The 14,717-nt window shown below is 69.0% G+C and carries 11 protein-coding genes; 6 read left to right on the top strand and 5 right to left on the bottom strand.

Annotated features, from left to right (window positions below; all coding sequences use genetic code 11):
* Positions 1-1,044, bottom strand: a complete 1,044-nt coding sequence (gene galK / locus L0C60_RS04630) for a galactokinase (RefSeq protein ID WP_243092541.1) — start codon at positions 1,042-1,044, stop codon at positions 1-3.
* Between the two features lie 7 nt (positions 1,045-1,051).
* Positions 1,052-1,894 (bottom strand): metal ABC transporter substrate-binding protein, encoded by an 843-nt coding sequence (locus L0C60_RS04625; protein ID WP_234503963.1) that lies wholly within the window; start codon positions 1,892-1,894, stop codon positions 1,052-1,054.
* 73 nt (positions 1,895-1,967) lie between these two features.
* Between L0C60_RS04625 and L0C60_RS04620 the strand changes: the two genes are divergently transcribed.
* Both L0C60_RS04620 and L0C60_RS04615 read left to right on the top strand, forming a co-directional pair.
* Positions 1,968-3,290 (top strand): aminotransferase class III-fold pyridoxal phosphate-dependent enzyme, encoded by a 1,323-nt coding sequence (locus tag L0C60_RS04620; protein WP_234503966.1) that lies wholly within the window; start codon positions 1,968-1,970, stop codon positions 3,288-3,290.
* A 9-nt stretch (positions 3,291-3,299) separates the two neighbouring features.
* Positions 3,300-4,955 carry an ABC-ATPase domain-containing protein gene (locus tag L0C60_RS04615; RefSeq protein WP_234503968.1) on the top strand — a complete coding sequence of 552 codons (1,656 nt, stop codon included), beginning with the start codon at positions 3,300-3,302 and terminating at the stop codon, positions 4,953-4,955.
* Here the strand turns inward: L0C60_RS04615 and L0C60_RS04610 are convergent.
* Positions 4,952-6,493 carry an acyl-CoA dehydrogenase family protein gene (locus tag L0C60_RS04610; protein ID WP_234504140.1) on the bottom strand — a complete coding sequence of 514 codons (1,542 nt, stop codon included), beginning with the start codon at positions 6,491-6,493 and terminating at the stop codon, positions 4,952-4,954. The genes L0C60_RS04615 and L0C60_RS04610 overlap by 4 nt on opposite strands.
* Positions 6,494-6,587: 94 nt before the next feature.
* Between L0C60_RS04610 and L0C60_RS04605 the strand changes: the two genes are divergently transcribed.
* From L0C60_RS04605 to pxpB, 3 genes are read left to right on the top strand one after another with little or no spacing between them, the layout of a single operon-like run.
* Positions 6,588-6,983 carry a MarR family winged helix-turn-helix transcriptional regulator gene (locus L0C60_RS04605; protein ID WP_234503971.1) on the top strand — a complete coding sequence of 132 codons (396 nt, stop codon included), beginning with the start codon at positions 6,588-6,590 and terminating at the stop codon, positions 6,981-6,983.
* The gene (locus L0C60_RS04600; RefSeq protein WP_234503974.1) at positions 6,980-9,019 is read left to right on the top strand and encodes an MDR family MFS transporter; all 2,040 of its coding nucleotides are present in this window, start codon (positions 6,980-6,982) and stop codon (positions 9,017-9,019) included. Before L0C60_RS04605 ends, L0C60_RS04600 begins: the two co-directional genes overlap by 4 nt.
* A 4-nt stretch (positions 9,020-9,023) precedes the next feature.
* Complete coding sequence (gene pxpB, locus L0C60_RS04595) at positions 9,024-10,547, top strand: 5-oxoprolinase subunit PxpB (protein WP_234503976.1); 1,524 nt, start codon at positions 9,024-9,026, stop codon at positions 10,545-10,547.
* Positions 10,548-10,558: 11 nt separating this feature from the next.
* On the opposite strand, the gene L0C60_RS04590 is transcribed toward pxpB, so the two are convergent.
* Together L0C60_RS04590 and L0C60_RS04585 are read right to left on the bottom strand one after the other, a co-directional pair.
* Positions 10,559-11,761 (bottom strand): thiolase family protein, encoded by a 1,203-nt coding sequence (locus L0C60_RS04590; RefSeq protein ID WP_234503978.1) that lies wholly within the window; start codon positions 11,759-11,761, stop codon positions 10,559-10,561.
* 104 nt (positions 11,762-11,865) lie between these two features.
* Entirely contained in the window at positions 11,866-13,803 is a 1,938-nt protein-coding gene (locus L0C60_RS04585; RefSeq protein ID WP_234503979.1) for a thioredoxin domain-containing protein, read from the bottom strand.
* A 57-nt stretch (positions 13,804-13,860) separates the two neighbouring features.
* Here L0C60_RS04585 and nadC point away from each other — a divergent pair, with 57 nt between their 5' ends.
* Positions 13,861-14,703 carry a carboxylating nicotinate-nucleotide diphosphorylase gene (gene nadC, locus L0C60_RS04580; protein WP_234503981.1) on the top strand — a complete coding sequence of 281 codons (843 nt, stop codon included), beginning with the start codon at positions 13,861-13,863 and terminating at the stop codon, positions 14,701-14,703.
* Positions 14,704-14,717 lie beyond the last annotated feature (14 nt).

Below are 14,717 nucleotides of genomic sequence, written 5' to 3'. Positions count from 1 at the left end.
CTACAGGAGGCGAAGCCCGGGAAAGCGTTGGAGGAGGGCCTGGCGGAAGCTTTCCAGGCCCGTTTCGGGCACCAGGGCCACCACCGCCCCGCCAAAGCCTGCCCCCGTGAGCTTGGCCCCGTAGGCGCCCGCCTGTAGGGCCGCCTCCACCAGGGCGTCCAGCTCGGGAAGGCTCACCTCGTAGTCCCGGGAGAGGGAGCGGTGGCTTTGCGTCATGAGCTCGCCAAAGCCCCGGGCGTCCCCCCGCCTTAGGGCCTCTACCCCCCGAAGCACCCGCAGGTTCTCGCTCACGATGTGCCGGGCCCGCTTGTCCAAGGGGGCGGGGAGGCTTTCCACCAGGCAAAGGTCCTGCACCTGGCGCAAGGAGGGCACCCCAAGCCGCCTGGCCGCCTCCTCCGCCTCCAGGCGCCTCTCGTTGTACCCGGCCTCGGCCAGGCGCCGCTTGAGCCCCAGGTCCAGGACCACCACCCGGCTCCCTGGGGGCAGGGGCAGGTTCTCGTGGGCCAGGGTCTTGGTGTCCAGGAAAAGCGCCTTGCCCACCTCGCCCAGGCTCGCCGCCATCTGGTCCATGAGGCCGCACCGGACCCCCACGTATTCCACCTCCGCCTTTTGCGAAAGGAGGGCCACCTCCAGGTCGCTCAGGGGCAGGCGGTAAAGGGCCCTAAGGGCTTTTAGGGCCGCCACCTCGAGGGCCGCCGAACTGGAAAGCCCGGCCCCCATGGGCACCTGGCTTTTCACGTAGAACCGGGCCCCGGGCACGGGGTGCCCCGCCTCCCTCAGGGCCCAGACCACCCCCAAAAGGTAGTCCAGGAAGTCCCCCTGGGGGCCGCTTTGGAGGGGTCTGGCGCGGAGCTCCTTGAGGTTTTCGCTGTAGGCCTCCACCCTGCCCTCGGCCCGCCCCGCCTCCACCTGGGTGACGTAGGGGAGAGGCGTGGGCAGGACGTAGCCCTCCTGGTAGTCCGTGTGCTCGCCGAGAAGGTTCACCCGGCCCGGGGCCTTGGCGCTGGCCTCGGGCAGGACGCCGAAGACTTCTTGATAGCCCATGCCCCTATTATGGGCAAAGGGCCTTCAGGTTGTGGTCCAGGAGGGCCAGGTAGGTGGGTACCCTGGCGTCCAGGGTGTCCGTGTAGAGGAGGGCGATCCGGGCCCCTAGGGCCTCCGCCAGGGCTTTTAGGGCGGTGCCCCCGAACTGGGGCTCGGCGAGGAGGAGCTTTACCCCTTCCCGCTTGGCCTTCTCTAGGAGGGCGAGGAAGCGCCTGCTCCCCACCTCCTGGGTCCCGCTCCCGCTTAGGGTGCCCACCACGACGAGGCCGTAGCGGCGGGCGAAGTAGCGGAAGGCGTCGTGCTGGGCCACCACCTTGACCCCATTAAGGCCGCAGGCCCGAAAGGCCTGGTCCCGCCTTTCCACCTCCTTTTGGAAGCGGCGGAGGTTGGCCTCGTAGAGGGCCTTCCCTCCCGGGTCCAGGCGGATAAGCTCCTCTGCGATGCGCTCGGCGTAGCGCAGGGCGTAGGTGGGGTCTAGCCAGAGGTGCGGGTCGCAGGGGCCGTGGGCGTGTTCGTCGGCGTGGGGCGCTTCCTCGCAGATGAGCCCGGGCATCCCTTCCCCGAGGCGCACCACCCGCGCCCCCTTGGGGAGGAGGTTTTGGAGCTTGGGCAGGAAGGGCTCGAGGCCGAGGCCGTTGGCGAAAAGGATCCGGCTTCGGGATAGGGCTTTGGCCACCGCCGGGGTGGGCTCAAAGGTGTGGGGGTCGGCCCCGGGGGGCACCACCGCCACCACCTCCACCCGCTTGCTCCCCACCTGCCCCACCAGGTCCGCCAGGATGGGGGTGGTGGCCGCCACCCGCACCTGGGCCAGGGCGGGAGCCAGAAGGAAAAAGGCCCATAGGCGCCACATGCCAAGAATGATAACGCAATCTCACTAGAAGCGCAACGCCCCTGCCGTGGGCGCTAAGGTATAATCCGCACACATGGACCTTAAGGCCCTTCACAAACGGCATGTCCTCACCCCCTGGGTGGCCCAGGGTTCCCTGAACCCGCCCTTGGTGGTGCGGGGCGAGGGGGTCTGGCTTTGGGATGCGGAGGGCCACCGCTACCTGGACCTCTCCGCCGGGCTCGTGGCGGTGAACCTGGGGCACGGCCACCCCAAGGTGGTGAAGGCCATCGCCGAGCAGGCGGCCACCCTGGCCTACGCCGCTCCAAGCCTCTTCCACGACAAGCGGGCCCTTCTCGCCAAGGCGCTTTCCGACCTCGCCCCGTGGCCGGAAGGGGCCAGGGTCTTCTTCACCCCCTCGGGGGCGGAGGCCAACGAGGACGCCCTCAAGTTCGTCCGCCACCTCACGGGGCGGTTTAAGGTCCTCGCCGCCTACCGCTCCTTCCACGGGGCCACCCATGGGGCGGCGAGCCTCACGGGGGAGAACCGCCGCTTTCCCGCGGAACCGGGCATCCCGGGGGTGGTGCACTTCTTCGCCCCGTACCCCTACCGGAGCCCTTTTTACACGGATGACCCCAAGGAGGAGGTGCAAAGGGCCTTGGACCACCTGGAAAGGGTCCTCCTCCACGAGGACCCTTACCGGGTAGCCGCCCTCTTCCTGGAGCCCGTGGTGGGCTCCAACGGGGTCATCGTCTACCCCGAGGGGTACCTGGAGGGGGTGCGGGCCCTATGCGACCGCTACGGCATCCTCCTGGTCTTTGACGAGGTGATGACGGGCTTCGGCCGGGTGGGGGCGGCCTTCGCCGCGGAGCGCTTTGGGGTGGTCCCCGACCTCATCACCTTCGCCAAGGGGGTGACCTCCGCCTACGTGCCTTTAGGCGGCGTCCTGGTGCGGGAGCGCCTGGCGGAGCGCTTTGACGAAACCCCTCTCCCCACGGGGCACACCTACGCCGGCCACCCCCTGGCGGTGGCGGCGGGGCTTGCGGCGGTGGAGGCCTACCGGGAGGAGGGCCTCTTTGAGCGGGCCCTGGCCCTGGAGGGCTTTTTCCGGGAGGCCCTTTTGGCTCTAAAGGAAAGGCACCCCGTGGTGGGGGAGGTGCGGGGGCTTGGGGCCTTCTTCGGCCTGGAACTGGTGAGGGACCGGGAAACCAAGACGCCCCTTTCCCCCTGGCACGCCCCTTTTAGCCCGCCCATGCAACGGCTCCTCCAGGCCCTCTTCCAGGAGGGCGTCTACCTTCTTGCCAAGCACAACATCCTCCTCGTGGCCCCGCCCCTCACCATCCGGGAGGAGGAGTTCTTGGAAGGCGTAGAGCGGCTTTCCCGCGCCCTGAGGCGGGTGGAGGTGGAGGCCTTGGGGTAGGCTTTAGGGGTGCGGCGGCTTGCGGACCTCTATTCCCTTCTGGCCTCCCTGGAGGGTAAGCCCTACCCCTTTTACAAGGACCTGAAGGGCCTCTGGCAAGGGGAAGGCTTCGCCTTGCGCTTCGTGCACGTGCAAGGGGACCCCTTCGCAAGCCCCTCGGTCCTGGAGGTGCGCTACCCCAAAGAGGCCCTGGACCGCCTCCGGGTCTATGGCGTGGCGGCGGGGCGGGTGGCGGTGGAGGATTTTCTCCTGAGAAGCCTCAAGGAGCGGCTTCGGGCCCTTCCCCCTATTGGCGGCATGGGCCACTCGGGGGAGGTGCGGGTGGAGGTGGAAAGCCCCAAGGTCCTAAAGCGGGCCGGGGCCCATTTGGGGGAAGAGGGGCTTTTCCTCCGCTTCCGCTTAGGCCTTCCCGCCCAGGGGCGGCGCATCCTGGGCAAGGAGGCGGCGAGGCTTTTTAGGGCTCTTGCCGAGCACCTCCGGGGCTTTCTCCTGGAGTTGGACGAAAGGGGGCTTCTCCGCCACGTGCACCAGGCGGAGGACTTCGCCCATATCCAGGAGAGGCTTCCCGAGCGGGGCCTCGTGGCCTTCGTGGGGGAGGGGAGCGTGCTTCCCCGGGAAAGCGGGGTGAGCCAGAGGCCCCTCAAGGGGGCCATCCCCTTCCAAAGCCCGCCAAGCCTCAAGGTGGCCTTCCGGGTACCCCACGCTGGGGAGGTCTTGGGCATGGGGCTTCCCCGGGGCCTCACCCTCATCACCGGCGGGGGGTTTCACGGGAAGACCACCCTCCTCGAGGCCTTGGTCCACGGGGTCTACCCCCATGTGCCCGGGGACGGGCGGGAGTGGGTGGTGACGGAGGCTTCGGCCGCGCGGGTCCAGTCGGAGGACGGAAGGAGTGTGAGGGGCGTGGACCTAAGGCCCTTCGTCCACGACCTCCCCTTGGGCCAGGACACGGCCTTCTTCTCCACCGAGGACGCCTCGGGCTCCACGAGCCTGGCGGCGGCCATCCTCGAGGCCCTGGAGCTCGGCGCCCGCCTCCTCCTCTTAGACGAGGACACCTGCGCCACCAACCTCCTGGTGCGGGACGCCCGCATGCAGGCCTTGGTGCGGCGGGAAACCCTGACGCCCCTACTGGACCGGGTGGCGGACCTCAAGGCCCTCGGGGTGAGCCTGGTCCTGGTGGTGGGGGGCGTGGGGGACTATCTGGAGCTTGCGGACACCGTGATCCTCATGGAGGAGTACCGGGCGCGGGAGGCCACGGAGGAGGCCCGGGCCGTGGCGGAGGCCCACCCCACGGGCCGCACCTTCGGCGAGCCCCGCTACCCCTTGGCCGTGCGCCCCAGGATCCCCTTGCCCGAAAGCTTTGACCCGAGGCGGGGGCGGAAGGCCCGGGTGAAGGGGCGGGGCCTCCGGGAGCTGGTGTACGGGGAGGGGGTGGTGGACCTCTCCGCTTTGGACCTCTTTGAGAACGCCCAGGTGCGGGCCATCGGCGCCTTCTTCCAGCGCCTCATGCGCCTGGCGGACGGCAAGACCCCCCTGAAGGTCCTGGTGGAGCGGGCTTTGCAGGTGGAGGACCTCTTCTCCCTGGAGGAGGCCCCGGAGCTCGCCACGCTCCGCCCCCTGGAGCTCGGCGGGGCGGTGAACCGGCTCCGGGCCCTGGAGGTGCGCTAACCCTCCCAGGGGTGGTAGAGGGCGGGCCTTCTGGCGCCCGCCGGAATCCCTTCCCCTTCCAGGAAGGCTTGGGCGTAGAGCCGGGCGAGCTCGGGAAAGGGGGCCTTGGCCACCTGGGAGAGGGCGTGGACGGCCACGGCGTCCGCCAGGCGCCTGAGGGCCTCCTTGGCGTACCAGGGGCCCTCCTCGGCCAGGCGCTTTAGGGCCTTTTCCGCATGGGCCAGGGCCACAGGGGTTTCCTTTAGCGCCTCCAGGAGGGGCTCGTGGGCTTTCTTTTTGGCGATGGCCTCCGCCATGTCCAGGGCCTGGATGTTGGCGGGGCCTTCCCAGATGGGGGTGATGAGGGCCTCCCGGTGCCAACGGGCAAGCCCGTAGTCTTCCAGGAAGCCGATGCCGCCAAAAAGCTCCATGGCGAGGGCGGTGAGGGCGGTGCCGTGCTCCGCCGTGCGCCCCTTGGCCAGGTGGGAGAGGAGGCGGGCGTAGTGGTAGGAGGGCGAGTAGGGAGGGCGCTCCTCCCAGGCCCGGTCAAAGGCGGCCACGGCGAAGAAGGCCAGGGCCGTGCCCCCCACCTGCCTCAGGCGCATCTCCAGGAGGTCGCGTTGCACCAAGGCGTGCTCCACCAGCTTCCGGCCAAAGGCGCTTCGGCGCCCCACGCGGAAGAGGACCTCCAGGTGGGCCTTCTTGGCGATGCCCATGGCGGCCACGGCGTTGGCCAGGCGGCTCACCGTGAGGTTTTCCAGGGTGTAGTAGATGCCCTCCTCCAGCCTGCCGATGGGGTAGGCCAGGCTTCCCTCCAGCTCCACCTCCCCCGAGGGCACGGCCCGGGTGGCGAGCTTTTCCTTAAAGCGGCGCACGCGGAAGTTGAGCCTCCCTTCCACCTCCCGGGGCAGGAGGAAAAGGCCAAGCCCTTTGGGGCCCTCCGGGGCTCCCTCGGGCCTCGCCGTGACCAGGGCGTAGTCCGCCAGGCCCGCCCCGGAGGCGAAGTACTTGTCCCCCTGGTAGAGGCGGAAGGCGCCTCCTTCCCGCCGGGCCAGGGTGCGGTTCGCCCCCAGGTCGCTTCCTCCCTGGATCTCCGTCATCCAGGTGGCCCCGTAGGCCTGGCCATAGAGGAGTTCCCGCTTCACCCCCTCGTGCTCCGGGGCGTATTTATGGAGGGCGTAGGCCACCTGGTGGGTGATGGTGAGGATGCAGTAAAGCCCCCCGTCCGCCAGGAGGTAGCCATAGGCGTAGTGGAGGGGCCAGCCCTTGCCCTCGTAGGCGGGGCGGACCATGGGGCGGAGCTTTTCCAAAAGCGCCCTTTGCGCCGGGGAGAGGAGGGCCCGGTCCAGGCGGTTCCCGTCCAGGTCGTGCATGAGAAGGCGAGGGGAGGCGTCCTGGTCCACGTGGTGGGCCACCTCCAAAACCTCCTCCCCCACGAGCCGGCCGAAGGCGGAAAGCGCTTCCTGGGGCAGGCCCGGAGAGAAGGCGTCTAAAATCGCCTTTAGGTCCGGGTCCAAAGCGTAATGGTCCTCGCCCTGACTATAGAAGAGGCCTTTCATGGTTTCCTCCGTCACCAAGCTACCCTTGGCCTTCTTGGGGGTCAAGGTGGCCTGGTTCACATTCAAATAGTTTGTTATGAAATAATCTCATCCCATGGTCTTTGAGGTCCTGGGCCGAATCTGGCGGTTGCAGCGGGCCCTCCGCGAGGAGGCGGAACGGGGTCTTAAGGGGCTTGGGGGCCTCGAGGCCTGGCTCTTGCGCGTCCTCAAGCACCACCCCCACCCCACGGAGGCCGCCCGGCGCATGGGGCTACCCCTGCCCACGGTGAGCCACATGCTCCGCCGCTTGGAGGGCGCAGGCTTCGTGGCCCGGGCCCTGGACGAAAAGGACCTGCGCCGCTTCGCCTTCCGCCTAACCCCCAAGGGGGAAGAGGCCTTGGCCCAAGCGGAGGCCCTCATGGAAGAGGCCCTGCGGAAGCGCCTTTCCCGGCTTTCCCCAGAGGAAGTCCAGGAACTTTTGAGGCTCTTAGCGAAACTGGAGGAAGCATGAACCCCACGCCACAAGAAGTTCGGTACACCATGTTGGGCATCTTTCTTGGGATGTTCCTGGCCGCCTTGGACCAGACCATCGTTTCCACGGCCATGCCCCGCATCGTGGGCGAGCTAAAAGGGGCGGAGTACTACGCCTGGGTCACCACCAGCTACCTCCTCACCTCCACGGTCTCCGCCCCCATCTTTGGCCGCCTCACGGAGCTTTTCTCCCGCAAGGCCATCCTGCTTTGGGCGGTGGGGCTTTTCCTCCTGGGCTCGGCCCTTTCCGGCCTCTCCCAGAACATGGCCGAGCTCATCCTCTTCCGCGGCCTCCAGGGGGTGGGGGGTGGGGCGCTTTTCGCCCTGGCCCTCACCACCATCGCCGTCTTCTTCCCGCCTCGGGAGCGGGGAAGGCTTGCGGGGGCCTTTGGGGCCATCTTCGGCCTTTCCTCGGCGGTGGGGCCTTGGCTTGGCGGGTTTCTCACGGACCACCTTTCCTGGCGGTGGGTCTTCTACATCAACATGCCCGTGGGGGCGGTGGCCCTTTGGTTCATCCTCCGTTATATGCCCCGCCTGAGGCCCCTTCACCGGGAGCCCTTTGATCTCCTGGGGGCTTTCCTCCTCGCCCTCTGGACCGTGCCCCTCATGCTCGCCTTCTCCTGGGGCGGGAGCACGTACCCTTGGGCGAGCCCGGTGATCCTAGGGCTTTTGGCGGGCGCCCTTTTGGGCCTTTTCGCCTGGGTCTACGCCGAGCTTCGCGTGCCTTACCCCCTCTTTGACCTCTCCGTCTTCCGCATCCCCACCTTTTCCCTTTCCGCCCTGGCGGCCTTTTTCTACGGCCCCGCCTTCCTTGGGGCCGTGGCCTTCCTGCCCCTCTACCTGCAGGTGGTGAAGGGGGTTTCCGCCAGCCAAAGCGGGGTCACGGTCCTGCCCCTAACCCTTGGGGTCATGGTGGGGAGCATCGGCGGGGGGCAGCTCGTGGCCCGCCTGGGGCGGTACAAGGCCATCCTCTTGGGAAGCGCCCTCTTCCTTTTCGCCCTTTTCCTCACCCTCCACTTCGCCTTGGAGGTGGGCACGCCCCTCTACCTGGTGATCGCCCTCTTCTTCCTTCTGGGCCTGGGGTTGGGTCCGGCCCAGAGCGTCTTAAACATCGTGGCGCAAAGCGACCTACCCAGGGAGCGCCTGGGAAGCGGGACCAGCATGGTGCAGTTCACCCGGCAGATCGGGTCCACCATGGGCATCGCCCTTCTGGGCACCATCCTGGCGGGAAGCCTTTCGGACCACCTCAAGGCCGCCTTTCCCGGGGGGAGCACCCCCGCCATGGCCCGGGCGGGGGAGGGGATGGCCTTGGACCTGGACCGGGAGTTCGCCCGCCTAAAGGAACTCCTCCCCCGGGCCCTTGCCGGCGATGCCGCCGCCTACCAGGCCCTTTCCCAAGACCCCTTCCTCCCCGAGGCGTTCAAGAAGAACCTGGAGCCTGGGGGGCTTCCCGCCCGGTTTGCCCGGCTTAGGGCGGAGGTGGAAAGGGCGCTAGAGGGGGACGAGGCCGCTCGGGAAAGCCTCCTCCGCGACTCCAGGCTTCCCGCCGAGCTCAAGGGGCTTCTCCTCCCGGGGGGCCTCGTGAAGGGTACCCTGGACCTCCTGGCCCGGGCGTGGGAGGGGGATGAGGCGGCCCGAAAGGCTTTGGAGACGGGCTCCTTGGCCCCGGCCCTTAAGGGGCTTCTCGCCGCCCCGCCACCCCCCGCCCTGCGGCCCCAGGTCCTGGCCCAGGTGGAGGCCGGGCTTAGGGGCGAGGAGGCCCGCCTTAAGGCCCAGGTCTTGGAGGGGCTTAAGCGGGCGGAGGAGGAGGCCCTTAGGCAGGCCACCCAGAAGGTTTTGGCGGAACTCACCGCCGTGGAGGGCAAGGTGAAAGGAGCCCTTATGGAGGGCATCGTGGCGGCCCTAAAGCGCATCTTCCTCTTTGGCGCGGGCTTCGTGGCCTTGGCCTTCGTGGCGGTCCTCTTCCTGCCCAACCGGGAGCTTGCGGGCCGCATCCCCCAGGCCTCGCTAGAGTAGAGGGGTGGAGGGGCTTTACCTGGTTTTGGGCGAGGGGCTTTCCGAGGAGGCCAACCGCCTGGCCCAGGGCCTGGCCCGGGCCCTTCTGGAAAACGCCCCGCCCGGGCTTTTGGAGGCGGTCCCCGCCTACGCCACCCTCTACCTGGAGTACGACCCGAAGCGGCTTCTAGGGAGGGAGCTCCTCCGGCTTCTCAAGGCCTTGCCCCCGGTGGGGGAAGGGGAGGGGAGGGTGGTGGAGATCCCCGTGCGCTACGACGGGGAGGACCTCCTGGAGGTGGCAAGCCGCACGGGGCTTTCCCGGGAGGAGGTGAAAAGGCGCCACCAGGCCCCCCTCTACCGGGTTTACGCCCTGGGCTTTACCCCGGGCTTTCCCTTCCTGGCCCCGGTGGACGAGGCCCTGCGCCTTCCCCGCCGCCCGCACCCTAGACCCCGGGTGCCGGCCCACAGCGTGGCCATGGCCGGGGTCCAGACGGGCATCTACCCCTTGCCCTCCCCTGGGGGATGGCACCTCCTGGGCACCGCCCTGGTGGCGGTTTACGATCCCCAGCGGGAAACGCCCTTCCTCCTCCGCCCTGGCGACCGGGTGCGGTTCGTGGAAGGGGAGGGTACCCCTCCCCCGGAGCCCGCGCCCCTGGAGCTCCTGCCCGAGACGCCCCTCCTACCCGCCATCCGGGTGGAGGAGCCCGGCCTTTTGGACCTCTTGGTGGACCGGGGCCGGTTCCTTGCGGGGCACCTGGGCCTCGCCCGCTCGGGGCCTTTGGACCCCTATTCCGCCAGGCTTGCCAACCGGCTCGTGGGCAACGGGGAGGGGGCGCCCCTTTTGGAGTTCGCCTACAAGGGGCCGGTGCTCACCGCCCTACGGGACCTGGTGGCCGCCCTTGCCGGCTATGGCTTCGTTGGCCTCCTCGAGGGGGAGGAGATCCCGCCGGGGCAGAGCTTCCTGTGGCGGAAGGGCAAGGCGCTCCGTTTCGTGCCCAAGGGGAAAGGGGTGCGGGCCTATCTGGCGGTGGCGGGGGGCCTTCAGGCCCGCCCCTTCCTGGGCTCGGTTTCCCCGGACCTTAGGGGGCGGGTGGGCCGCCCCTTGCGGGCGGGGGACGTGCTCGGCCTAAAGGAGGTGCGGCCCGTTCGCCCGGGGCGCGCTTTCCCCCAGAGGCCCCTGCCGGAGCCCTTTCGCCTCCGCCTTAGGCCGGGCCCAGACGTGAGCGGGGAGGCCCTCCGGGCCTTCCTCTCTGGGCCTTTTCGCGTGGCCCGGGCGGACCGCATGGGGGTGGAGGTTTTGGGCCTCGAGGTCCCGGGCGGGGAGGGGCTTTCCAAGGCCACGCCCTTGGGCGGGGTCCAGGTGCCCCCTTCGGGGCGGCCCCTTATCCTTCTGGCGGACAAGGGGAGCTTAGGGGGCTACGCCATCCCCGTGCGGGTGGCGCCGGAGGACCTGTGGCTTTTGGGGCAGGTTTGGCCAGGAGCGGAGATTAGGTTCACGTACTGGCAAAATCGTGAAACTTATCGCATGAAGCTCCCCTGGCCTCCCTGAAGCGGGAAAGCCTACACCGCCTCCACCACCATGGCGATCCCCTGGCCCACCCCGATGCACATGGTGGCGAGGCCGAACTGGACCCTTCGCCTCCGCATCTCGTGGACCAGGGTGGTGAGGATGCGGGCCCCCGAGGCCCCCAAGGGGTGGCCCAGGGCGATGGCCCCCCCGTTGGGGTTGAGCCTGGGGTCCTCCATGTCCAGGCCCCATTCCCGCAGGACCGCCAGGCTCTGGGCGGCGAAGGCCTCGTTCAGCTCAATGAGGCCGATATCGGCAAGGGTAAGCCCCGCCCGCTCCAGGGCCTTCCGCGTGGCGGGCACGGGGCCGATGCCCATGATCCTGGGGGGCACCCCCGCCACGGCCACGCTCCGGATGCGGGCGAGGGGTTTAAGCCCATGGGCCTTGGCGTAGTCGTCGGAGACAAGGAGGACCGCCGCCGCCCCGTCATTGAGGGGGCTGCTGTTCCCCGCCGTCACCGTGCCTCCCTCGCGGAAGACCGGCTTGAGGCTTGCGAGCTTCTCCAAGGAGGTGTCCCGCCGGGGCCCCTCGTCCACCGCCACCACCCCTTCCTCCTTCCCCCGCCGCACGGGGATGGGGACCACCTCCTCTTGGAAGCGCCCCTCGTCCCAGGCCCTCACCGCCTTCTGGTGGGAGAGGAAGGCGAAGCGGTCCTGCTCCTCCCGGGGGATTTGGTACATCTCCGCCAGGTTCTCCGCCGTCTCCCCCATGCTCTCGGTGCCGTAGAGGGCCTGCATCCTGGGGTTGACGAGGCGCCAGCCCAGGGTGGTGTCGTACATCACCTGGTTGCCGGTGGGGAAGGGCCTATCGCTTTTGGGCACCACGAAGGGGGCGCGGGACATGGACTCCACCCCGCTTCCCACGTAGACCCGGCCCTCCCCGGCCCAGATGGCCCGGGCCGCCTGGGCCACGGCCTCCAGGCCGGAGCCGCAGAGGCGGTTCACCGTGCAGCCCGCCACCTCCACGGGGAAGCCGGCGAGAAGGAGGGCCATGCGGGCCACGTTGCGGTTGTCCTCCCCCGCTTGGTTGGCGCAGCCGGCGTAGACGTCCTCCACCGCCTCTTTGGGGACGCCGGAGCGCTCCATGAGGGCCGAGAGGACGTGGGCCAAAAGGTCGTCGGGGCGCACGGAGGCCAGGGCGCCTCCGTGCTTGCCGATGGGGCTTCGCACCGCTTCCACGATCCAGGCTTCGGGCATGTGGGCCTCCTTACCGAACGGTCGGTAGTAGCTTAGCGGATGGGGGCTTGTGGGTCAAGCGAGGGAGAGACTAACGGAACAAGCCGTGCTAATCGTGAAAAGTGTCACATATCGCCAAACCTCCGCTCTAGCTCCTCCCACGTCCCTGCCGGCCGCGCGCACACACCCCGCCGGCAAAGGTAAGCCTTTCCCGGTTCCCGCCCCTCCAGCGCCGGCAAGGCCCCGGCGGGCCCCAAGACCAACTGGGTTAGGGGCAGAAACGCCCCCTTCGCCATCTCGGCCATGGGGGAGGGTAGGGGTAGGGCAAGCTCCGAGCCCCGTTCCAAGAGGGCTTTTACCAAGAGCGCCCCGGGCAAGGCCTGGGGGTACCTGCGGAGCCAGTGGGCCTTCGCCGCTAGGAGGCTTTCCGCCCGCTCCCAGTAGTCGCCGTAAAAGATGGCCCCAAGCCGGAAGAAGGCCTCCGCCAGGGCGCTTTCCCCCGAGGGCAAGGTGGCCTCCTCTACCTCCTCCGCGGGGAGGGGCAGCTTGGAGGAAGCCTTGCCCTTCACAAAGGCCTCCCAAGCAGCCTCGGCCACCGCCTGCGCCTGGGCCAGGTAGGGCCACTCCCCCGTGGCGGTGTAGAGCTCCAGGAGGGCCAAGGCGGTAAAGCTTTGGTCCGTCAAGAAGGCTTCCTCCCCCAGCGCTCCAGCCCGCCAGGCGTGGTGGAGAAGCGGACCTTGGCGCATGGCGCCGAGGAGGAAATGGGCCCCTTTGCGGGCCGCTTCCAGGTAGCGGCGCTCCCCTAAGACCCTACCCCCTTCGGCCAAGGCCCGCACCGCCAGGGCCGACCAGTCGGCCAGGACCTTGTCGTCCAAAGCGGGGGGCAGGCGTTTTCTCCGCGCGCTGAGGAGCTTCTGGCGCACCCTCTCCCGCCAAGGCCCAAAGGCCTCGCCGAGCTCTTCCGCCACCTTTTCCTCCCCCCAGGCGGTGAGGACGGAGCGCCCTCCGAGGTCCTCTCCCAGGGCAAAGTAGCGCTGGGCCAAGGGAAAGTCCTCCCCCAGGGCCTCGGCGAGCTCGGCCTCCGTCCAAGTGTAGTACCGACCCTCTTCCCCTTCGCTTTCCGCGTCCAGGGCGGTGTAGAACCCCCCCTCTTTTCCCTGCATGGCGAGGAGCCAGTCCAGGGTTTCCCGGGCCACCCGCAGGAAAAGGGGGTCGCCGAACACCTTGTAGGCCCCCAGGTAGACCCGGGCCAGGAGGGCGTTATCGTAAAGCATCTTCTCAAAGTGGGGCACCCGCCAGAAGCGGTCCACGCTGTAGCGGTGGAACCCCCCGCCCACCTGGTCGTAAAGGCCCCCGAGGGCCATGGCCCGGAGGGTTTTGGGGAGGAGGGCCTTGGCCTCCTCCTCCCCCTCCCAGGCCCGGGCCAGGAGGTAGAGGAGGAGGGTGCCCTGGGGAAACTTGGGGGCGGGGAGGAAGCCGCCCCATTCCGGGTCAAAGGCCTGGGAGAGGGCCTCGAGGGCCTCCCGCTCCGCCCCTTCCGGCACGGGGCCCGGGGGTGGGGTGAGGCTTCGCCAAAGGGCCTGGGCCAGGCTTTCCGCTTCCCGCAAAAGGCCCTCCCGCTCCTCCCGCCAGGCCCTGGCCACGGCCGAAAGCACCCGCTTGAAGCCAGGAAGGCCCATCCGGTCCTCCTTGGGGTAGTAGGTCCCCCCGAAGAAGGGCTTCCCCTCGGGGGTGAGGAAGAGGCTCATGGGCCACCCTCCTTGCCCCGTGAGGCTCACCAGGGCCCGCATGTAGGCGGCGTCCACGTCGGGCCGCTCCTCCCGGTCCACCTTGACCGGAACGAAGTGGGCGTTGAGGAGGGCCGCCACCTCCTCGTCCTGGAAGGACTCCCGGTGCATCACGTGGCACCAGTGGCAGGCGGCATAGCCCACGGAGAGGAAGATGGGCTTGTCCTCGGCCTGGGCTTTCCGGAAGGCCTCCTCCCCGAAGGGGTACCAGTCCACGGGGTCCTGGGCGTGGGCGAGGAGGTAGGGGCTTCGGGCATCCTTGAGCCGGTTCGCCATCCCCCTAAGCCTAGCTCCCGGAAGGAGGCCGTCCCCGGCCTTTCTTACAATGGGGGCGTGTGGCTCTTGGGCCGGGATTTGGACGCGCGCCTTTCGGCATGGCTCGCCGAGGACCTAGGGCAGGGGGACCTCACGAGCGCCCTGGTGGTGGAGGAACGCCTTTGGGGGGAGGCGGTCATCGTGAGCAAGGCGGAAGGGGTCATCGCCGGCCTGCCCGTGGCGGGGCGGGTCTTCCACCTGGCAGACCCCGGGGTGCGCTTTACGGCTAAGGTGGCGGAGGGAAGCCCCGTGGTGCCTGGGGCAGAGGTGGCCCGCCTCGAGGGCCCCTTGCGGGGGATTTTGGCGGGGGAGCGCCTGGCCCTCAACCTCCTGCAGCGGCTTTCCGGGATCGCCACCCTCACCCGGGCCTACGTGGAGGCCCTGCGGGGCACCAAGGCCCAGGTCCTGGACACGCGCAAGACCACCCCGGGCCTCCGGGACCTGGAAAAGTACGCCGTGCGGGTGGGCGGGGGGCGGAACCACCGCTTTGGCCTATTTGACGGCATCCTCCTCAAGGAGAACCACATCCGGGCCGCAGGTGGCGTGCGGGAAGCGGTGCGGCGGGCCAAGGAGGGGGCGCCCCACTACCTCAAGGTGGAGGTGGAGGTGACAAGCCTGGAGGAACTGGAGGAGGCCTTGGCCGCAGGGGCCGACCTCATCCTCCTGGACAACTTTTCCCCGGAGGCGATCCGCGAGGCGGTGCGCCGGGTGGCGGGCCGGGTACCCCTGGAGGCGAGCGGCAACATGACCCTGGAGCGGGCCCGCATGGCGGCGGAGGCGGGGGTGGACTACGTGAGCGTGGGGGCCCTCACCCACTCGGCCAAGGCCTTGGACCTCTCCCTCCTCGTGGTGCGGCCGTAGATGGGCTACCATAG

The sequence above is a fragment of the Thermus hydrothermalis genome (assembly GCF_022760925.1).
In the GTDB taxonomy this organism is placed as follows: Bacteria; Deinococcota; Deinococci; order Deinococcales; family Thermaceae; genus Thermus; species Thermus hydrothermalis.
The sequence above is the reverse complement of the archived record's forward strand: the minus strand, read 5'-3'. Positions and strand labels throughout refer to the sequence as shown.

Excerpts from the sequence above, each read along its gene's own strand:
- L0C60_RS04620 (WP_234503966.1), top strand. The coding sequence starts at position 1,968 with ATGGACCTTAAGGCCCTTCACAAACGGCATGTCCTCACCCCCTGGGTG.
- L0C60_RS04585 (WP_234503979.1), bottom strand. The coding sequence starts at position 13,803 with ATGGCGAACCGGCTCAAGGATGCCCGAAGCCCCTACCTCCTCGCCCAC.
- L0C60_RS04625 (WP_234503963.1), bottom strand. The coding sequence starts at position 1,894 with ATGTGGCGCCTATGGGCCTTTTTCCTTCTGGCTCCCGCCCTGGCCCAG.
- L0C60_RS04600 (WP_234503974.1), top strand. The coding sequence starts at position 6,980 with ATGAACCCCACGCCACAAGAAGTTCGGTACACCATGTTGGGCATCTTT.
- L0C60_RS04605 (WP_234503971.1), top strand. The coding sequence starts at position 6,588 with ATGGTCTTTGAGGTCCTGGGCCGAATCTGGCGGTTGCAGCGGGCCCTC.
- L0C60_RS04590 (WP_234503978.1), bottom strand. The coding sequence starts at position 11,761 with ATGCCCGAAGCCTGGATCGTGGAAGCGGTGCGAAGCCCCATCGGCAAG.
- galK (WP_243092541.1), bottom strand. The coding sequence starts at position 1,044 with ATGGGCTATCAAGAAGTCTTCGGCGTCCTGCCCGAGGCCAGCGCCAAG.
- L0C60_RS04610 (WP_234504140.1), bottom strand. The coding sequence starts at position 6,493 with ATGAAAGGCCTCTTCTATAGTCAGGGCGAGGACCATTACGCTTTGGAC.